At 68.3% G+C, this 17,813-nt stretch carries 18 protein-coding genes; 11 read left to right on the top strand and 7 right to left on the bottom strand.

Annotated elements, in window-relative coordinates:
* Positions 1–128: 128 nt before the first annotated feature.
* Positions 129–536: a hypothetical protein gene (locus tag ASG07_RS06850; protein WP_055843688.1), complete on the top strand. Its 408-nt coding sequence runs from the start codon at positions 129–131 to the stop codon at positions 534–536.
* Positions 537–580: 44 nt separating this feature from the next.
* Here ASG07_RS06850 and ASG07_RS06845 read toward each other — a convergent pair whose 3' ends face one another.
* Together ASG07_RS06845 and ASG07_RS06840 are read right to left on the bottom strand one after the other, a co-directional pair.
* The gene (locus ASG07_RS06845; protein ID WP_055843686.1) at positions 581–2,074 is read right to left on the bottom strand and encodes an anthranilate synthase component I family protein; all 1,494 of its coding nucleotides are present in this window, start codon (positions 2,072–2,074) and stop codon (positions 581–583) included.
* Between the two features lie 10 nt (positions 2,075–2,084).
* Entirely contained in the window at positions 2,085–4,016 is a 1,932-nt protein-coding gene (locus ASG07_RS06840) for a peptidylprolyl isomerase (protein ID WP_055843685.1), read from the bottom strand.
* Positions 4,017–4,132: 116 nt separating this feature from the next.
* Here ASG07_RS06840 and tpiA point away from each other — a divergent pair, with 116 nt between their 5' ends.
* From tpiA to ASG07_RS06825, 3 genes are all read left to right on the top strand, one after another.
* On the top strand, positions 4,133–4,882 hold the full coding sequence (tpiA, locus tag ASG07_RS06835) for a triose-phosphate isomerase (RefSeq protein WP_082474587.1): 750 nt from the start codon (positions 4,133–4,135) through the stop codon (positions 4,880–4,882).
* Positions 4,875–5,441, top strand: coding sequence for a sugar O-acetyltransferase (locus ASG07_RS06830; RefSeq protein WP_055843684.1), 567 nt, complete (start codon positions 4,875–4,877; stop codon positions 5,439–5,441). The genes tpiA and ASG07_RS06830 overlap by 8 nt, the downstream gene beginning before the upstream one ends.
* Before the next feature lie 79 nt (positions 5,442–5,520).
* Complete coding sequence (locus ASG07_RS06825) at positions 5,521–5,988, top strand: hypothetical protein (RefSeq protein WP_156361772.1); 468 nt, start codon at positions 5,521–5,523, stop codon at positions 5,986–5,988.
* Here ASG07_RS06825 and ASG07_RS06820 read toward each other — a convergent pair.
* A complete protein-coding gene (locus ASG07_RS06820) occupies positions 5,943–7,346 on the bottom strand; it encodes a leucyl aminopeptidase family protein (protein WP_055843681.1) in 1,404 nt (467 codons plus the stop codon). The genes ASG07_RS06825 and ASG07_RS06820 overlap by 46 nt on opposite strands.
* A gap of 1 nt (position 7,347) precedes the next feature.
* A complete protein-coding gene (locus ASG07_RS06815) occupies positions 7,348–8,745 on the bottom strand; it encodes a serine hydrolase domain-containing protein (RefSeq protein WP_055844020.1) in 1,398 nt (465 codons plus the stop codon).
* A 147-nt stretch (positions 8,746–8,892) separates the two neighbouring features.
* Between ASG07_RS06815 and ASG07_RS17175 the strand changes: the two genes are divergently transcribed.
* Positions 8,893–9,036, top strand: coding sequence for a lmo0937 family membrane protein (locus tag ASG07_RS17175; RefSeq protein ID WP_156361771.1), 144 nt, complete (start codon positions 8,893–8,895; stop codon positions 9,034–9,036).
* Positions 9,037–9,090: 54 nt separating this feature from the next.
* A complete protein-coding gene (locus ASG07_RS06810; protein ID WP_055843679.1) occupies positions 9,091–11,202 on the top strand; it encodes a prolyl oligopeptidase family serine peptidase in 2,112 nt (703 codons plus the stop codon).
* Positions 11,203–11,240: 38 nt separating this feature from the next.
* On the opposite strand, the gene ASG07_RS06805 is transcribed toward ASG07_RS06810, so the two are convergent.
* Entirely contained in the window at positions 11,241–11,882 is a 642-nt protein-coding gene (locus tag ASG07_RS06805; protein ID WP_201780971.1) for a hypothetical protein, read from the bottom strand.
* Here ASG07_RS06805 and ASG07_RS06800 point away from each other — a divergent pair.
* On the top strand, positions 11,875–12,216 hold the full coding sequence (locus ASG07_RS06800) for a hypothetical protein (protein WP_055843677.1): 342 nt from the start codon (positions 11,875–11,877) through the stop codon (positions 12,214–12,216). The genes ASG07_RS06805 and ASG07_RS06800 overlap by 8 nt on opposite strands.
* Positions 12,217–12,259: 43 nt before the next feature.
* Here ASG07_RS06800 and ASG07_RS06795 read toward each other — a convergent pair whose 3' ends face one another.
* Complete coding sequence (locus ASG07_RS06795) at positions 12,260–12,802, bottom strand: glycine zipper 2TM domain-containing protein (protein ID WP_055843675.1); 543 nt, start codon at positions 12,800–12,802, stop codon at positions 12,260–12,262.
* A 240-nt stretch (positions 12,803–13,042) separates the two neighbouring features.
* On the opposite strand from ASG07_RS06795, the gene ASG07_RS06790 reads away from it, so the two are divergent.
* Both ASG07_RS06790 and ASG07_RS06785 read left to right on the top strand, forming a co-directional pair.
* Positions 13,043–14,056: a PAS domain-containing sensor histidine kinase gene (locus tag ASG07_RS06790; RefSeq protein ID WP_156361770.1), complete on the top strand. Its 1,014-nt coding sequence runs from the start codon at positions 13,043–13,045 to the stop codon at positions 14,054–14,056.
* 30 nt (positions 14,057–14,086) lie between these two features.
* Positions 14,087–14,464: a response regulator gene (locus tag ASG07_RS06785; protein ID WP_055843671.1), complete on the top strand. Its 378-nt coding sequence runs from the start codon at positions 14,087–14,089 to the stop codon at positions 14,462–14,464.
* Positions 14,465–14,476: 12 nt separating this feature from the next.
* Here ASG07_RS06785 and ASG07_RS06780 read toward each other — a convergent pair whose 3' ends face one another.
* Positions 14,477–16,756: an ATP-dependent helicase gene (locus ASG07_RS06780; RefSeq protein WP_156361769.1), complete on the bottom strand. Its 2,280-nt coding sequence runs from the start codon at positions 16,754–16,756 to the stop codon at positions 14,477–14,479.
* Positions 16,757–16,938: 182 nt separating this feature from the next.
* Between ASG07_RS06780 and ASG07_RS06775 the strand changes: the two genes are divergently transcribed.
* Together ASG07_RS06775 and ASG07_RS06770 are read left to right on the top strand one after the other, a co-directional pair.
* Entirely contained in the window at positions 16,939–17,247 is a 309-nt protein-coding gene (locus tag ASG07_RS06775; RefSeq protein WP_055843667.1) for a UrcA family protein, read from the top strand.
* A 158-nt stretch (positions 17,248–17,405) separates the two neighbouring features.
* Positions 17,406–17,810 (top strand): GFA family protein, encoded by a 405-nt coding sequence (locus tag ASG07_RS06770; RefSeq protein WP_055843665.1) that lies wholly within the window; start codon positions 17,406–17,408, stop codon positions 17,808–17,810.
* Positions 17,811–17,813 lie beyond the last annotated feature (3 nt).

Genomic DNA, 17,813 nt, shown 5'->3' with positions numbered 1-17,813 from the left:
GATGCGGACCCGCACGCAACATCGGTCTGGGCAGCGAAATATCTTGGCAATATCCAGCCCGCACGCGCCCGTTCAGCGCGGAGCCATGCGGCGTCCGCGACGTTGTATCGTTCGAAGGAGTGCCGATCATGAAGTCTAGCCTGTTTGTCGCCGCGATGCTGTTGGCCGTGCCGGGTGCCGGGTTCGCGCAGCAGGCCGAGACGGGTCAGCCGCCGCAGCGGATCCGCAGCGTGCAACTCGCCGATGGCCAGCAATGTCCGCAATCAACCGGTGACGAGGTGATCGTATGTTCGCGCGCTGGTGAGCCGTACCGCATTCCCCCGGCGCTGCGCGATACCGGGCCGGTGTCGGTGCCAAATTCCAGTTGGGCAGCACGGGCGGCAGACGGCGAGCAGACGCAGAGGGTGGCGTCGGGCTTGCCCAACACTTGTTCACCGAACGGCGTTGCGGCGCAATCCGGGTGTTCGTTGCAGGCGAACCGTCGCTGGGCGGCGGAGCAGCGGGCGAAGCAGGCGGCGGAGCGAGTCGTTCCCTGAGGTCTGCCTTACCCCATCCCCCGAGACGGGAGAAAGAAGAAGGGCTACTGGCCGAACCCGCCCTCGCCAGCGCGTGACATCGCTTCGCGCGCAGCCGCGAGGATCGCGCCAGCCTTGGCCTCGCATTCGCGCTGCTCGTATTCGGGGATGGAGTCCGCGACGATTCCTGCACCGGCCTGCACGTGGATCGTCCCATCCTTCACCACCGCGGTCCTGAGCACGATGCAGCTGTCGAGCGAGCCGTCGGGCGAAAAATAGCCGACACCACCCGCATATGCGCCGCGGCGTTCGGGCTCCAGTTCGGCGATGATCTGGCAGGCGCGGACCTTGGGTGCGCCGCTGACGGTGCCGGCGGGAAAGCCGGCGAACATCGCATCGAGCGCGTCGCGATCGTCGGCCAGACGCGCGGTGACGTTCGAGACGATGTGCATGACGTGGCTGTAGAGTTCGACGGTGTAGCTGTCGGTCACGCGCACGCTGCCCGGCGATGCGGCGCGACCGGCGTCGTTGCGGCCGAGGTCGAGCAGCATCAGGTGTTCGGCGCGCTCCTTCGGGTCGGCGAGCAGCGACGCGCGGTTCGCCTCGTCCTCGGCGGCGGTCTTGCCGCGCGGGCGGGTGCCCGCGATCGGACGGACGGTAATCTCCCCGTCGCGAACGCGGACGAGGATTTCCGGGCTGGACCCGATCAGCGCGAAGCCGGGCAGGTCGAGATGGTACAGGAAGGGCGACGGGTTGATCCGCCGCAGCGAGCGATACAGCTCGAATGGCGGCAGCGCGAAGGGCGCGGAGAAACGCTGCGCCAGCACGACCTGAAAAATGTCTCCGGCCGCGATGTACTCCTTCGCGGCGGCGACCATCTCGCCATAGCGGCCGGGCGGGAGCGCGGGGGTGTAGGCGGGTTCCGGCGCGTCGGCGCGTACGGGCGCGGGCAGATGCGTCGCAGCCAGGCGCGCGGCGAGGGCATCCAGCCGGCCCTCTGCCTCGGCGACGATCGCGTCGGCATCGCGCGCGAGGTCCGGCCAGGCGGGCGCGATCAGGTAGAGCGTGTCGGCGAGGCGATCGAACACCAGCAGGATGGTCGGCCGCACGAACATCATGTCGGGCAGGCCGAGCGGATCGGCAGCGGGCTGCGGCAGATCCTCGACCAGCCCGACCGTCTCGTACCCGAAGTACCCGACCAGACAGGTCAATGCGCGGGGCAGGGCCGGATCGACCTCCGCCCGGCAATCGGCGACGAGGCTGCGCAGCGCGCCCAGCGTCGGCTGTGCGCACGGTTCGAAGGCATCGCGATCGTACGGCCAGCGTCGGTTGATGGCGGCGGTCTGGCCGTGCGCGCGAAAGACGAGATCGGGGGCGAGGCCGATGATGCTGTGGCGACCGCGGATCGCGCCGCCTTCGACCGATTCGAGCAGGAAATCGCCACGGCCCGGCTCGATCAGCTTGAGCGCGGCGGCGACGGGGGTTTCAGTATCCGCCACCTGCCGCCGCCAGATCATCGCGGGCCGGCCGGCCGCCAGCGTGTCCCGTGCCGCGTTCATGCTCCGGCGATCAGTTGCCGGCGCCGGTCAGGTCCTTGCGGACGCGGGCGACGGCGTTGCTGTCGATCTTCACGCCCAGTTCGTTGCGCGCGGCGCGGGCGAACTGCTCCGCCAGCTCCCGTCCGGCGAGCCGGGCGATGTCGCCGCGGGCACCGGCGACGGCGGCCGGATTGCGGCTGGCATCGGCGCGTTCGATCTGGTTCAGCTTGACGATCATCCAGCCGGCACCCTGTGGTGCCTCGAGCAGCTTCGCCGATCCCTGCGCCATGCTGAACATGAGCGCGAGGGCCGGCTCCGCGCCGCCCTGCGCCTGTGCCAGCTGGGCACGGGTCGCGCTGATCGGACGCGGTGCGGGTGCACCGGCGGCGGCGAGCGCCTGAGGCAGGGCCGTGCCGCCATTGACCTTGGCGAGGACCTGACCGGCGAGCCGGCGGGCCGCCTGACGGCGACGGTCGGCGGTGAAGTCGGCGGCGACGCGGTCGCGGATCTGGGCGAGCGGGCGCGGTGCCGCCGGGCTGATCGCGCCCACCGCGACGACCGCGAAGCTGCCGTCGGGTGCGGTCTGGACCAGCTGCGGCGGATCGCCGTCGGTGGCCGAGAAGGCGGCGGTGACGACGGCCGTCAACGCCGGATCAATTTTCGCCCCCGTCAGCGGATCGACACCCTGCGCCGTGACGGCGGGCGTGGTCTGCGGCTGGAGCGACCCGTCCTTCGCGACCTCGTCGAAGGTGGCATCGGCGACCAGCGCGTCGTCGATCTTGTCGTGGACGTTCGACAACGCCTCCGTGCCCTTTCGCTTGGACAGGTCGGCGGCGATCTCGTTGCGAACCTGCGCCAGCGTGCGGCCGGGAACCTGCTCGATCGATTCAACGCGCGCCACGAGGAAGCCCAGTGGTCCCTTGACGGGGCCGACGACGGCGTCGCGGGCGGCGGCGAAGACCTGATCGGCGATCGCGGCGTTCGCCTGCTTCGCGTAACCGGTCCTGGTCGTGCCCTCGATCAGCGCGGCTTCGAGGCCGGCCTGCGTCGCGGCGGCGGCGATCGGCGTGCCGGCGCGGACCTTGGCGGCGAGCGCGGTCGCCCCGGCCTGATCGGCGACGATGACCTGACGGATCGTGCGCTTCTCGGTCGGCTGATACTGCGCCTTGTTCCGGTTGTATGCCTGCGCGATCTCCGCATCGGTGGGCTTGGCGCTGGCGGCGACCGACGCGGGCGTGACGACGGCGTAGCGGATCGTGCGGCGTTCCGGCACCGAATAGCGGTTCAGGTTGCGGCCGTAGAAGGTCTGCAGTTCGGCATCGGTCGGGGCGGGGCCGGCGGGCACGGCGGCGGCGGGAACGAAGCCGATCAGGCCGGCGCGCTTTTCGAGCAGCAGGCTGGCATAGGGGATCGCGACCTGTTGCGGGATCTGCGACGCACCGATCGTGGGGCCGGTCAGCTGCGCGACCAGCGTGTCGCGGACGATATCGGCGCGGACCTGCTGGTCGGTCAGTTTCCGCTCGGCCAGGATGCGGCGATAGAGCGTCTCGTCGAACTGTCCGTTCGGTCCCTGAAGCGCGGGGATGCTGGCGATCTGGCCATCGACCGCGCGCTTGCTGACGACCATGCCCTGATCGCGGCCGAACTCCTCCAGCGCAGAGGTGGTGATGAGCCGTTGCAGCGTGCCGTCGAACCCACCGGCGGCAACGAAGCCGGCCATGTCGAGCGTCGGCTGTTGCTGACGCGCGACCTGAAGCTCGTCATTGGCGCGGGTGGTCAGGTCGGCGACGGTGATGTCCTTGCCGCCGACTTTCGCCACGTCGTTGCCGGTCAGCCCGCCCGAACCCGTGGACAGGTTGGTGACGTCGCCCGCCGCGAAGGCGAGGGCGATGACGCCGAGCACCACGAAGGTGACGATGAATCCCACCCTGGAATTGATGATGCGGCGAAAGAAGCTGAGCATGAACGACCGATCTGAAGGAATCCGGGACGCTTTAGCAGGTGACGGGGCGGCTTCAAGCTTGTGCGCGGGGACGGTGCCGTTAGTGCCGGTGGCAACCAAGGGCGGGAGACGGACGGATGCGGCGCAAGCTGGTGGCGGGGAACTGGAAGATGAACGGTACGCGGGCGTCGCTCGCTGAGCTGGACGGTATCGCGGCGGCGGCCCGCGCCGCGCCGGGCGTCGATGTCGCGGTGGCGGTGCCGTTCACGCTGATCGATTCCGCGGCGTCGCGGGTGGCCGATCTGGCCATCGGTGCGGAGGATGTGCACGAGGCCGATTCGGGCGCGCACACGGGCTGCGTTTCGGCTGCGATGGTGCGGGAGGCGGGCGCGCGCTTCACCATTGCGGGCCATTCGGAGCGCCGCGCGGACCAGCACGAGACGAGCCACGATGCCTGGGCGAAGGCGGCGGCGGCGTATCGCAACGGGCTGGACGTGATCCTGTGCTGCGGAGAGACGGAGGCCGAGCGCGACGCCGGCCGCGCCGAGCGGGTGGTGCAGGCGCAGATCGAGAAGTCGGTGCCGGACAACGCGACCGGCGACTGGTTCACGCTGGCCTACGAACCGCGCTGGGCGATCGGGACCGGGCGGACGCCGACGCTGGACGAGATCGCGGCGATCCATGCGATCGCGCGGGCCAAGCTGCGGCATATGGTCGGCGATGCGGCGGACGCTATCCGCATCCTGTACGGCGGCTCCGTCGTCGGCGGCAATGCGGGTGCGATCCTGGCTTGCGAGAATGTCGACGGCGCGCTGGTCGGCGGCGCCAGCCTGACCGCGGCGAAGTTCGTGCCGATCATCGAGGCGGCGGCGGGCATCCATGACTGATCCGCGCAGCCAGAAACAGCGGATGCTGGTCGGCGACCTGTACAACGCCGACGATCCGGAGTTGCAGGCCGATGCGCGGGCGGCGGCGGCGTGGATGGTCCGGTACAATGCGGCGCTGGCCGAGCCGGACACGCGAGAGGCGTTGCTGCGCGCGATGTTCGCGAGCGTCGGGCGCGGCGTGACGATCCGGCCGCCATTCCATTGCGATTACGGGTATAATATCGCGGTGGGCGACGGCGTGTTCCTGAACTTCGGGGCGGTCATACTGGATGTCGTGCGGGTCGAGATCGGTGCGATGACGCAGATCGGGCCGGGCGTGCAGATCCTGACCGCCGATCATCCGCGCGATCCCGAACAGCGGCGGCAGATGCTGGAGCTGGGCCGGCCGGTGACGATCGGCGCGAACGTGTGGATCGGCGGCGGCGCGATCATCCTGCCCGGCGTGACGATCGGCAACGATGCGATCGTCGGCGCGGGCAGCGTGGTGACGCGCGACGTGCCGGCGGGGGCGACGGTGGTCGGCAATCCGGCGCGCGTACGGCCGGGCGGCAAGACCTGATTTCGGTCAGGATCGAACCGGGCGCTTGCGAGTTCGGCCCTCCGCGGGCAAGGAAAGATGACAAGGAGTTCATCAAACGATGCGGATTTGGGCTACGATCGTCGCAATGGCGGCGCTGGGCGCGTGCAACACGGCGGAAGCACCGGGAAACGAGCAGGATAACGGGACGGTCGTACTCCGCAACCTCGTCGAGACCGATGTGGCCGGGCGGGCTCCGTCCGACCTTCGGGTAAAGGGCACGCGCATCCCGACCCCGTCGGATACCGCGTCGCGCTATTTCCTGCTTCGCGAGCGCAAGACGGTGACGGGCACGATCGTTGCGATCATCCGGCAGGAGCGGGGCGATCGCGTCGCCTATGCCCGCGCGGAGGTCGATTGCTCCAGCCGGCTGTTCCACGTGCTGGGCGTCGGCGACCGGCGCGACCGGGTCGAGGTCGACCACGCGCATGACGGGCCGCTGCGCCCGGTCGCCGGCCTGCCGCTGCGCGAGGAGATGGCGCGTTACGTGTGCGAGCGTTCGGGCACGCCGCTCGCGCCCGCGACGTAACGCTTTTTCAGGACCGCGAAGGCGGCGCGCAACGCATAGGCGTCGCCGCCTTTGGGCCGACCGGGCTTCGCGCCCGGCCGCCACGCGAACACGTCGAGATGCGCCCATGCAGCGTCCTGCGGGGCGAAGCGACGAAGGAACAGCGCTGCGGTGATCGCCCCTGCGAAACCGCCGTCGGGGGCGTTGACGAGGTCGGCGACATCCGACTTCAGCATCTCGTCATAGCCATCCCACAAGGGTAGCCGCCACATCGGGTCGGTATGATCGCGACCAGCGGCGAGAAGGTCGGCGGCGAGCGCCTCGTCGTCGGTGAACAGCGGCGGCAGATCGGGGCCGAGCGCGACACGCGCCGCACCGGTCAGGGTCGCGAAATCGAGGACGAGTTCGGGATATTCCTCGCCGGCGCGGGTCAGCGCATCGCCCAGCACGAGGCGACCCTCCGCATCCGTGTTGGTGTTCTCCACCGTCAGGCCCGCGCGCGTCCTGAGTATGTCGCCGGGGCGGAAGGCGTCGCCGGCGATCGCATTCTCCACCGCCGGGATCAGCAGGTGGAGCCGCACCGGCAGGCGCGCGGCCATGACGAGATCGGCCAGCGCCAGCGCGTGCGCCGCACCGCCCATATCCTTCTTCATCAGGCGCATGCCGGCGGACGGCTTGATGTCGAGACCGCCGGTGTCGAAGCAGACGCCCTTGCCGACCAGCGCGATACGGGGGGCCTGCGGATCGCCCCAGTGGAGTTCGATCAGGCGCGGGGCGCGGTCGCGGGCGGCGGCCTTGCCGACCGCGTGGATCATCGGATAGCCCTGTTCCAGTTCGTCGCCGCGACGGACGACGACATGCGCGCCGTGGCGCTTCGCGAGCGTTTCCGCGGCGGCTTCCAGATCGGCGGGGCCGCAATCGGACGCGGGCGTGTTGACGAGATCGCGGACCCACCCGGTCGCCTCCGCCAGCCGGAGCGTCTCCGGCAGAGTGGCGGCGTCCGCTGTCAGCAGGATGCGCGGTTCGGCGTCGTCGGCCGGTTTGTAGCGGTCGAACCGGTATTGCCCGAGCAGCCAGCCGAACTCGCCGCCGCCGGTCGAGGCGCGGTAGGTGCCGGGCGGCAACGCAGCGGGCAGGGCGGCGAGCGACCACAGGGCGCCCGGTTGATCGACGACCGCGACCACGCTCCACGCCTCTCCCTCGCCGGGGAGGATCGCGTGGCGACCGGGTTTGCCGGTGAAGCGCTGGGCGGCGAGCGTGGCGCGGGTGCGGGCGGATTGCGCCGCAAGCCATGCGTCACAGGCTGCGGGGGCGATGATCTCGATCGCATGGGCGGGCTGGCCACGGTCGGCGATCAGGTGCTGGTCGAAACGCGTCATGTCATTCGCCCGGGGTGACGAGGAATTGCTCGAAGCGGCCGTCCTGACCGGGTTCGGCGAAGGTGCTGATCCACAAGGATCGCTTTGGATAGGTGACGCGGAAACCGCGCTGGACGAAGCCGCCGCGCAGGCCGGGCTTGCCGGTCGCGACGAAGCTCGTCGGCTCGCCGAGCGGGGCGAGGCTGGTGCGATAATCGGCCAGCGCGGTCGGCGTGAAATAGTAATTGGCGTCGGTCGTCAGGGCCGCGCGGTCCAGCGTACCGCCGCGAAGCTGGTCGTAGACGCGGCGTGCCTTCGCCAGTGCGGCGGCATCGTCCGAAATGGCGGCTGCCGCCTTCGGCAACACGATCTCCGCAAGCCCGCGGGTGATGCGGCCATAGGCGTCGGAGAACCACGAATTGGTCAGGACGACGATTGCCGCCTTGTCGTCCGGAAAGACGATGTTCTGCGACAGGAAGCCGACCGCCTCGCCGCTATGTTCCAGCGTGCGGTGATCGAGCCGGCGGCCATTGCCGATGCCGAGACCATAGCCGTTGGTGCTGCCGTCCGTCAGCCTGACCGGCGTCTCCTGCTCCACCCAGTCCTCCGGCGGCAGCAGCGTGCGGTTCATCCGTGCGATGTCCCATCTGGCGAGATCGGCGGCGGACATCGACAATTCGCCGGCGGCATAGAGCCAGCCGCGCGCAGCCGGCGTTTCGACGCGGACGGGGCCGAGCGCGAACCGCTTGTAACCCTGTGGATAGCGTGGGCCGACGGCGAGATCCTGATCCATCGCCGTCATGCCGAGCGGCCGGAAGACGCGCGCCTGCAGGAAGTCGATCAGGGGTACGCCCGCGACCTTTTCCACGATCATGCCCGCGACGACATAGCCGGTGTTAGAATATTGCCACTGCGTGCCCGGTTCGAAATCGAGCGGCTTCTTCGCCCAGCGGTCGACGATCTGTTGCGGTGTCACCGGCGTCGCCATCGCGGCGAAGCTGTAATCCTGAGGCCAGTAATCCTGCAGGCCGGAGGTGTGGCTGAGAAGCTGGCGGAGGGTGATGCGGTCGCCGCCGCTGATGCCGGGGATGTAGGTGGCGACGGCGTCGTCCAGCTTCAGCTTGCCGTCATCCTCCAGCAACTGGAGCGCGGTCGCCGTGAACTGTTTAGAGATGGACGCTATCTGGTAGGGCAGGTCGGCGCGAGCGGCCGGGATCGTCTCCGACGCCTTGCCATAGGCCCTGGCCAGAACGAGCTTGCCGCCGCGTACGACCGCGATCGATGCGGAGGGCACACCGGTGTCGGCCAGCGTCGAGCGGACCAAAGTGTCGATCCGGGCGGTTTCGGCGGGCGTGAGTTCCTGCGCGAGCAGGGGCGCGGGCGTCAGCAGCGCGGCGAGCGCGATCAGGCGGAGGGTCATCGGATCATCCAACCAGAAGCGTCGGCCCCGTGCAATGGCGGCCGGCACGTTGCGCGCTAGTGCGTTGCGGTAGAACGAAAACCTTTCCTGGAACGGCGTCCGCGACGCGTCGTTACCCTCGTTCGGGAGCAATAAAGGAGCCAGATCATGTTGTGGACCATCGCCATCATCCTCGTGATCCTGTGGTTGCTGGGCTTTTCCCTGAACATCGGCGCGGGCCTGATCCACATCCTGTTGGTCATCGCGCTGATCGTCGGGCTGGTGCAACTGTTCACCGGTCGACGGGTGTAGCTTCCGCGTCGCGTCGCGCTACAACGGGCGCGACGCGACGATGAGGGAGCGACGATGCGGGCGACATGGACGACGGCAATGGCGATCATGGGATCGGTTGCCACCGGCACTGCGATTGCGCAGAGCGGCGTGATGAGCAACGATCCGTATATCTGGCTGGAAGACAAGGACGGCGCGAAGCCGCTGGCGTGGGTGGAGGCGGAGAACGCCCGCACGCTGCCGCGATTGCAGAACGATCCGCGCTACAAGGGCTTCTACGCCGACGCGCTGGCGATCGCATCGTCGAAGGACCGCATCCCGATGCCGGAGCAGACCGGTGGCCGTATCCTGAACTTCTGGCGCGATGCCAATCACCCGCGCGGCATCTGGCGCTGGACGACGCCGGCGAGCTACGCAACCGCCACGCCGCAATGGACGACGCTGATCGACATGGACGCGCTCGGCAAGGCCGAGGGCAAGGAGTGGGTATGGAAGGGCTCCAACTGTCTCCAGCCCGACGAAAGGCTGTGCCTCGTCGCGCTGTCCGAGGGTGGCGAGGACGCGATCTCCTACCGTGAATTCGATCTCGTCGCGGGGCAGTTCGTCAAGTTCGGCTTCGACCTGCCCAAATCCAAACAGGGCGCGACCTGGGTCGACAAGGACACGTTGCTGGTCAGCCGCGACTGGGGTGCAGGCACACTGACCGCGTCAAGCTATCCGTTCGTCGTCAAGCTGTTGAAGCGCGGGCAGCCGCTGGCGTCGGCGACGGAGGTGTTCCGCGGCGAACCGGGCGACCAGCTCGGCACCTATGGGCGGACGATCACCGATGCGGCGGGTAACCGGCTGGTCCTGATCCAGCGCCGGCAGACGTTCTTCGGCGGCGACACGCTGGTGTGGACGCCGAACGGGACGCGCAAGCTGGATATGCCGCCGCGCACGCAGCCGGCAGGGATGGTCGACGGGCAGGTGATCTTCACGACCAGCGAGCCTTGGGGCGACATCCCGACGGGTGCGATCGCCTCCGCGCCGCTGAAGGACGTCGAGCGCGGCGTGCTGAACCCGCGCATCGTGTTCGCGCCGACGCCACGGCAGGCAGTGAACGACGTCGTCGCCACGAAGACGCGGCTGATCGTGACCTATCTGGACAACGTCCGCGGCCGCGCCGCGGTCTATGCGCCGGGTGCGTCCGGATGGACGCGGACCGAGGTTCCGGTGCCGGACAACATGGCGATCAATCTCGCCAGCGCGGACGATCGGGGCGACCTGGCCTATCTGTCGGTGACCGGATTCCTGACGCCGACGTCGCTCGTGACGGTCGACGCCGCTCGTCCGGCAGCGCCGAAGACGGTGAAGACGCTGCCGGCGCAGTTCGATGCGACCGGTCTGGTGGTCGAGCAGTTCGAGGCTCCGTCGAGCGACGGGACGGAGATCCCGTATTTCGTGGTGCACCGGAAGGACGTGCCGCTGGACGGGACGACACCGACGCTGATGACGGCGTATGGCGGGTTCGAGCTGCCACGCCTGCCGAGCTATGCCGGTGTGACGGGAAAGCTGTGGCTGGAGAAGGGCGGCAGCTTCGTTCTGGCGAATATCAGGGGCGGCGGCGAGTTCGGGCCGGCGTGGCACGATGCGGGCCGCAAGACCAGGCGGCAGTTGATCTACGACGATTTCGCGGGTGTCGCGAAGGACCTGTTCAAGCGGCGGCTGACCAGCGCGCAGAAGCTGGGCATCTATGGCGGCTCCAACGGCGGATTGCTGATGGGCGTGGAGATGACGCAGCATCCCGAGCTCTGGAAGGCTGTGACGATCCAGGTGCCGCTGCTCGATATGGTCCGGTACGAACAGATCGCGGCGGGTGCGTCGTGGGTGGACGAGTATGGATCGGTGAAGAACCCCGACGAGGCGGCGTTTCTGGAAAAGATCTCGCCCTACGCGCAGCTGAAGAAGGGCGTGAAGTATCCGGAGCCGTATATCTGGACGACGACGAAGGATGATCGCGTCGGACCGCAGCACGCGCGCAAGTTCGCCGCAAGGATGAAGGAATACGGGCTGCCGTACCTGTTCTACGAGGATACCGCCGGCGGCCATTCGGGCGATGCCGATATCGAACAGGGCGCACGTCTCGCGGCGTTGCAGACGACGTATTTCGCACAGGCGTTGATGGGGGAGCAGGGGACGGGGAGATAGGGCGGTCGGCATTCCCCCCCTCGCGGGGGAGGAATGGTTCAGGCCGACAGCGCTTCGGCCAATTGTTTTTTCGTCATCTTCGATCGGCCGGGGATGTCCCGCTTTTTGGCCTCGGCGTAGAGGTCCACCCTGGTGCGGTGGTCGCGGTACGGAGCGGTTTTCTCCGCCACGTCCTTCGGCTGCGGCGAGTGCTGGCGGCCTTTCTTCGTGTCGGCGCGCTTATTGGCGGTGGTGCGGCGGTAATCGTCGTCGCTGATCGCCTCGCGGGCCGCCCTGGGCAGATAGCGTTCGTGCGTATCGCCGCTCTTCTTGCCGGACCTGGTGCCCCAATCCTCTTCGGACCATTCGTGCAGGCTGTTGTGCGGGTCCTTGTCGCCGACATAGCCGCCGCCGCGCTTCTTGTATTCGGCGACCGCCATCTGGGCCTTGCGAGCGGACCATTCGCCCGCCTCGCCGCCCTTGCCACCGGCGGTTATGGCCTGTTTGACCTCGTCCCATAAGGCTGGATCGGTGCGTTCGGCGGTTTCCGTCATGATCGTGCAACCGGTGAGGTCGCCACCCGTTCCGGCGACGAGGCGTGGCCGTGCCGCCATGGGACGATCGGCTGCATACGAATGTCTGCTCTTGCTGCGCTGCGGCAAAAAGCGCATCACGAGGGACGTGAGTACACAGATGACCATCGAGCGCCCCGCCGCCGACGCCGGTCCGCCGCCGTCTCCCGCCACCATCTTCGAGGCGATCGTGAAGCGCCAGTGCGTCGCCGCGATCTACAATCGCGGTGAGGTGACGCTGGCACCCCACATGATCTACACCCGGCACGACGAGCTCTACGTCGACGCGACCACGCTAGAGCGTGACGGCAAGCCGCCCAAGGAAGAGAAGATGGGCACGTTCAAGCTGGCGGGCCTCGCGTCGCTGCGCCTGACGCCGCGCCGCTTTACTCCGAGCGCGCTGTTCGTGCCGGCCGATCCCAAATATCGCGACGTGGCGCTGATGGGGGTCGAGATCGGCTGAGCCATGATCGTGACCCCGGCGGTCGCCGGGGTCACGACGCCGTTCAGCGGCAGCGGACCTGCTGCTGGTTCTGGTCGATCGCCCGGCCCGCCAGTGCGCCGGCCGCCGCCCCGAGCAGCGTCCCGACCGTGCGCGAACGCCCGCCATCGATGACGTTGCCGAGCACCCCGCCCGCCGCGCCGCCGACGATCAGGCCGGTTGTGCCGTCCGAACGTCGGCAATAATAGCGGCCGTCATAGCCAGCATAGACGCGCTCCTCGTTCGACAGCACGCGCTCGCGATAGTTGGATCCGGTCCGGTAATCGCGGGCGGGATCGTAGGCCGCATCCTCGTCGTCATAGCCATAGGCGTCGGGTGCACGGCGGTAGCCGTCATTGCCCTGCGGATAGGCGGGCTGGCGATAGCCACCGCGGCTGCGGGCGGCCTGATAGACGTCCACCTCCTGCCGGTAGAGCTGGTATTCGCGATCGAATCGCGATTGCGCCTGCGCGAACCGCGCGTCGTCCGCACCGGACTGGGCGAGAACGGGGCTGGCGACGGCAAGCGTTGCGCCGGCAAGGGCGACGCTCAGGACACGGGAAAGCATGACACTGGACCTCCTGCCCGCGAATCGGGCGAGGCAGCCACTACGTGCCGGCACCGAGACGGTTCCTGAACCACGCAAGCGAGAGATGGCGGATCGTTGATCTGGTTTATCGAGCAACGAACCCCTTTCGGCCATAAATAATCGCAAGTGTTGGCAAGGAAACGACATTTGCAGGATCGTGAGCCTTTGTCGCTTCTCATCGAACCGGATCGCTCCTGCGGTCCAGCGGTGTCGGCCGTGATGCTTCATGACTGGTCAGCGACCCCCCTGGGACCCGTCGAGGAATGGTCGCCGCATCTGCGATGCGCCGCGACCTGGGTGATGGAGGCGAAACTGCCCGCCGCTCTGGTCTGGGGGGCGGAGCGGGTGACGATCGTCAACGACGCGCTGCGCCCGATCCTGCGCCACGACGCGCAGGGATCGCGTCTGGCGGAGGCGTTCGCCCATGCCGAGTGCGATGTCGTCCAGATCGCGGACAAGGCGATGCAGGGCCGCGCCACGTTGGTCCGCGACTGTCGGCTGACGGTGGTGCGCGGGGGGTTCCGGGAGGAGGCGTGGATCACCTTCTCGTGCAGCCCCGTCCGGGCAGCGGACGGGTCGGTCGAGGGTGTGATCCTGACCGGGATCGAGACGACGCAGGGCGTGGAGGCGAAGCGGCGGGCCGAAGTGGTCGCGTCGGAACTGAGCCATCGCCTGAAGAACAGCATGGCGATGGTGCAGGCGATCGCCACGCAATCGCTGCGCACCGTGAGGGAGCGGCCGCTGGTGCGGGCCTTCACCGACCGCATCGTGGCGCTCGGCCGCGCGCAGGACGTGCTGTTGCGCGACAATTGGGACCGGTCGGCGCTGGAGACGATCGTGCGCGAGACACTGTCGGTACACGCGAAGTGCGCCGAGGGAGACGGCGACGGGGAGCGGATCGACACCAACGGGCCGGAGTTGATGCTCGCGCCGCGCGCGGTGCTGTCGACGGCGATGCTGATGCACGAACTGGCGACGAACGCGATAAAATACGGGTCGCTGTCGGTGGAGGACGGACGGATCGCGGTTGACTGGCGGATCGAGGGGGAGGAACTGGTGCTGGCGTGGCGGGAACGCGGTGGACCGCAAGCTCATCCGCCGACCCGCGAAGGCTTTGGTTCACGCCTCATCAACATGGGTCTGGTAGGAACGGGCCATGTCGAGAAACGCTACACGGCAGCGGGCTTCGCGGCCGATTTCCGGGCACCGCTGCACCAGTTGCTTGAAGACTGACATCCGCATGGGCGGGTTGGAGCGCCGGGCATGACCGTCGTTGCGCCCGCTGCCGTGTCCGCCGCCGTATTGATCGTGGAGGATCAGCCGCTGTTGCTGCTGGATGCGGTCGATCTGGTGGAGGCGGAGGGATTGCGGGCGATCGGCGTGGGTCATGCCGATGCGGCGCTTGCGATCCTGACGGACGGTGCGGGCGTGAGAATTCTGCTGACCGGGATCGACATGGCGGGTTCGGTCGACGGACTCGCGCTGGCGGCGCTGGTGCGGGAGCGCTGGCCCGCCGTCAGGGTGATCGTCACGTCCGGGCATCTGCCGCCGGCGCTGGACGACCTGCCCGGCGTTCGATTTCTGCCGCGGCCCTATGATGCCGCGGCGTTGCGGGAGGCACTGGGCGAACTGGTCGGCTGAGTTTGCCTGCGATCAGCCGATCGTGACGAAACTGTCCATCACCCGCTTGCGGCCGGCGGCCTCGAAATCGATCTCCAGCTTGTTGCCCTCGATCTCCGCGATCGCGCCATAGCCGAACTTCTGGTGAAAGACGCGAAGGCCGACCGACAGGTCGTCGCGCCCCTTGTTGCCGATGCTGACCGCGCTCGACCGCGCCTCGACGATGCGTTTCGGCGCGGTGGAGAAGCTGGACGTTCCCATCTGGCCGGCGGCCCTCTGCCAGCCGGGGCCGCGACCGGTGCCGCGGGCGACATCCGCGAAGGGATCGGCGCGTTCCGACCAGTTGGCGCGCCAGAGCGATTCGCCGCCGGTCATGCTGGTTTCCGCATCGATATGCTCGGGCGGCAATTCGCCGACAAACCGACTGGGAATGGACGAGGTCCACTGGCCGTAGATGCGCCGGTTGGCGGCGTGGAGGATGAACGCGCGGCGGCGGGCGCGGGTGATCGCCACATAGGCGAGGCGGCGTTCCTCCTCCAGCGACTTGGTGCCGCCCTCGTCGATCGCGCGCTGCGACGGGAACAGCCCCTCTTCCCAGCCGGCGAGAAATACGGTGTCGAACTCCAGCCCCTTGGCGGCGTGGATGGTCATGATCGTGACCTTAGGATCGTCGCGGCTGCCCTCGTTGTCCATGACGAGGCTGACATGTTCGAGGAACGCGCCGAGCGAGTCGTATTCCTCCATCGCGCGGACGAGCTCGGTCAAATTTTCCAGCCGGCCTGCCGCCTCGGCGGATTTCTCCGCCTGCAGCATCGCGGTGTAGCCGCTTTCGTCCAGCAACTGGCGCGCCAGTTCGGGGTGGGGCAGCGTGGTCGCCATCTCCCGCCAGCGGGCGACGTCGCCGACCAGCCGGCCGAGCGACTTGCGCGCCTGCGCGGTCAGTTCGTCGCTGTCGAGGATGCGTGCGGCGGCGGTGGTCAGCGGCACGCCCAATGCGCGAGCGAGCTGGTGGACCTTCGCAACTGCCTTGTCGCCTAATCCGCGCTTCGGCACGTTGACGATCCGTTCGAAGGCGAGGTCGTCGGCGGGCTGGTTGACGACGCGCAGGTAGGCGAGCGCGTCGCGAATTTCGGCGCGTTCGTAGAAACGGAAGCCGCCGACGATCTTGTACGGCATGCCGATCGCGATGAAGCGATCCTCGAACTCGCGGGTCTGGTGCGACGCGCGGACGAGGATGGCGATATCGTCGAGCGAGGTGCCGCCGCGCTGCGCCGATTCGATCTCGTCGCCGACGCGGCGCGCTTCTTCGGGGCCGTCCCAGATACCGAGGACCCGGACCTTCTCGCCCGCGTCGAGTTCGGTCCACAGCGTCTTCCCTAGCCGCCCGCTGTTGTTGGCGATGACACCGCCCGCCGCGCCGAGGATATGCGGCGTCGACCGGTAATTTTGTTCGAGCCGGATCACCTTCGCGCCCGGAAAGTCCTTTTCGAAGCGCAGGATGTTCTCCACCTGCGCGCCGCGCCACGAATAGATCGACTGGTCGTCGTCGCCGACGCAGGCGATGTTCTTCCGCTCCTGCGCGAGCAGGCGCAGCCAGAGATACTGGACGCTGTTGGTGTCCTGATACTCGTCCACCATGATGTAGCGGAATCGGGTCTGATACTGTTCCAGCACATCGCGGTGCGTCTTCAGCACGACCAGCATGTGCAGCAGCAGGTCGCCGAAATCGCAGGCGTTCACCGCCTTCAGGCGATCCTGATAGTGCTGGTAGAGTTCGCCGCCGCGACCGTTGGCGTAGCGTTCGGATTCACCGGCATCGATGTCGCGCGGGGTCAGCCCCTTGTTCTTCCATTCGTCGATCAGGCCGGCGAGGCTGCGCGCCGGAAAGCGCTTTTCGTCGATGTCGGCCACGAGGATGAGCTGTTTCAGCAGGCGCAGCTGATCGTCGGTGTCGAGGATCGTGAAGTTCGATTGCAGCCCGACCAGTTCGGCATGGCGGCGCAGCATCTTCGCGCCGATCGCATGGAAGGTGCCGAGCCACGGCATCCCCTCCACTGCTTCGCCGACCAGTCGGCCGACACGCTCGCGCATCTCCCGCGCGGCGCGATTGGTGAAGGTGACGGCCAGGATCTCCGACGGCCATGCCTTGCGCGTATAGAGCAGGTGCGCGAGCCGCGCGGTGAGGGCGGCGGTCTTGCCCGTTCCCGCGCCCGCCAGCATCAGCACCGGGCCATCGGTGGTCAGCACCGCCTCCCGCTGGGGCGGGTTCAAGCCCTTGAGATAGGGCGGGTCGGCAAGCTGGCTGTCGGTCACGGTCGAACAGGTAGGGAACGCGGGCCGCGGGAGCAAGCGTCACGCGGACGACGCGGGATCGTCGCGGCGGCGCAACGATCCACGGCTAATCGCATCCTGTCGACAGAGCCTTTGCGGGGTGACGGTCCGATGGGACCATCCCGACATACCCGGCCGCGGCATCACCAGCAGGAGCTTTCATCATGAAAATCGTCATCATGGCCGCCGCCGCGGCGGCCTGTTTCGCCACGTCCGTGTCCGCATCGAACCGCGCGCAGGTGACCGCCCGGGTCAGCACCGTCGGTCTGGACCTGACGACGATCAAGGGCCGGATCGCGCTGGACGGACGCGTCCACCGCGCGGCCATGCTCGCCTGTGGCGACTACACGTCGCGGGGCGACCATTTCGCCCGGCTGCGTTGCCATCAGGAGATGGTGCGCGATGCGCGGGCGCAGGCCGCGCGCCGGCAGGCGAAGGCGGAACAGATCGCCAGCGTCGGCGCCCGCGGCTGATCCCGAGCAACCGGCGCGAGGTAACGCCGCAAAGGGGCCGCGGCACGGGACCACCCGCGCCGCGCCCCCTTTGCGGCATTACGCCGCGCGGCTATGATGCAGGTTATCGAGTCTGCGACCGACCGTAATCGTGGTGACCGGGGGCGAACGAGGTGACGATGGATACCGGAAGCATCGGCGGCGGCTGCCATTGTGGCGCGATCCGCTATGTCGCGACGGGGGCGCCGGAGCATCACGCGCTGTGCCACTGCGAAGATTGCCGGCGGAGTGCGGGTGCGCCGATGGTCGGCTGGATCGCGTGGCGCGAGGAGCAGGTCGCGGTGACCGGCACGCCCGTCGACTATGCGTCGTCGGAGCATGGCCGCAGGGCGTTCTGCGGGACGTGCGGCAGCGGGCTGTTCTATCGCAATGCCGCGATGTTGCCGGGCATCGTCGACGTGCAGTCGGCGACACTGGACGACCCGGCCGCCTTCGCACCGGCGGTGCATATCCAGACGGCGGAGCGGCTGGACTGGACCCGCGACCTCGATTCGCTGCCCGAGTTCGAGCATTATCCGGGTTAGCCC

Origin of the sequence: Sphingomonas sp. Leaf343 (assembly GCF_001423765.1) — a bacterium.
In the GTDB taxonomy this organism is placed as follows: Bacteria; Pseudomonadota; Alphaproteobacteria; order Sphingomonadales; family Sphingomonadaceae; genus Sphingomonas.
This window is presented reverse-complemented; position numbering and strand designations above follow the sequence as displayed.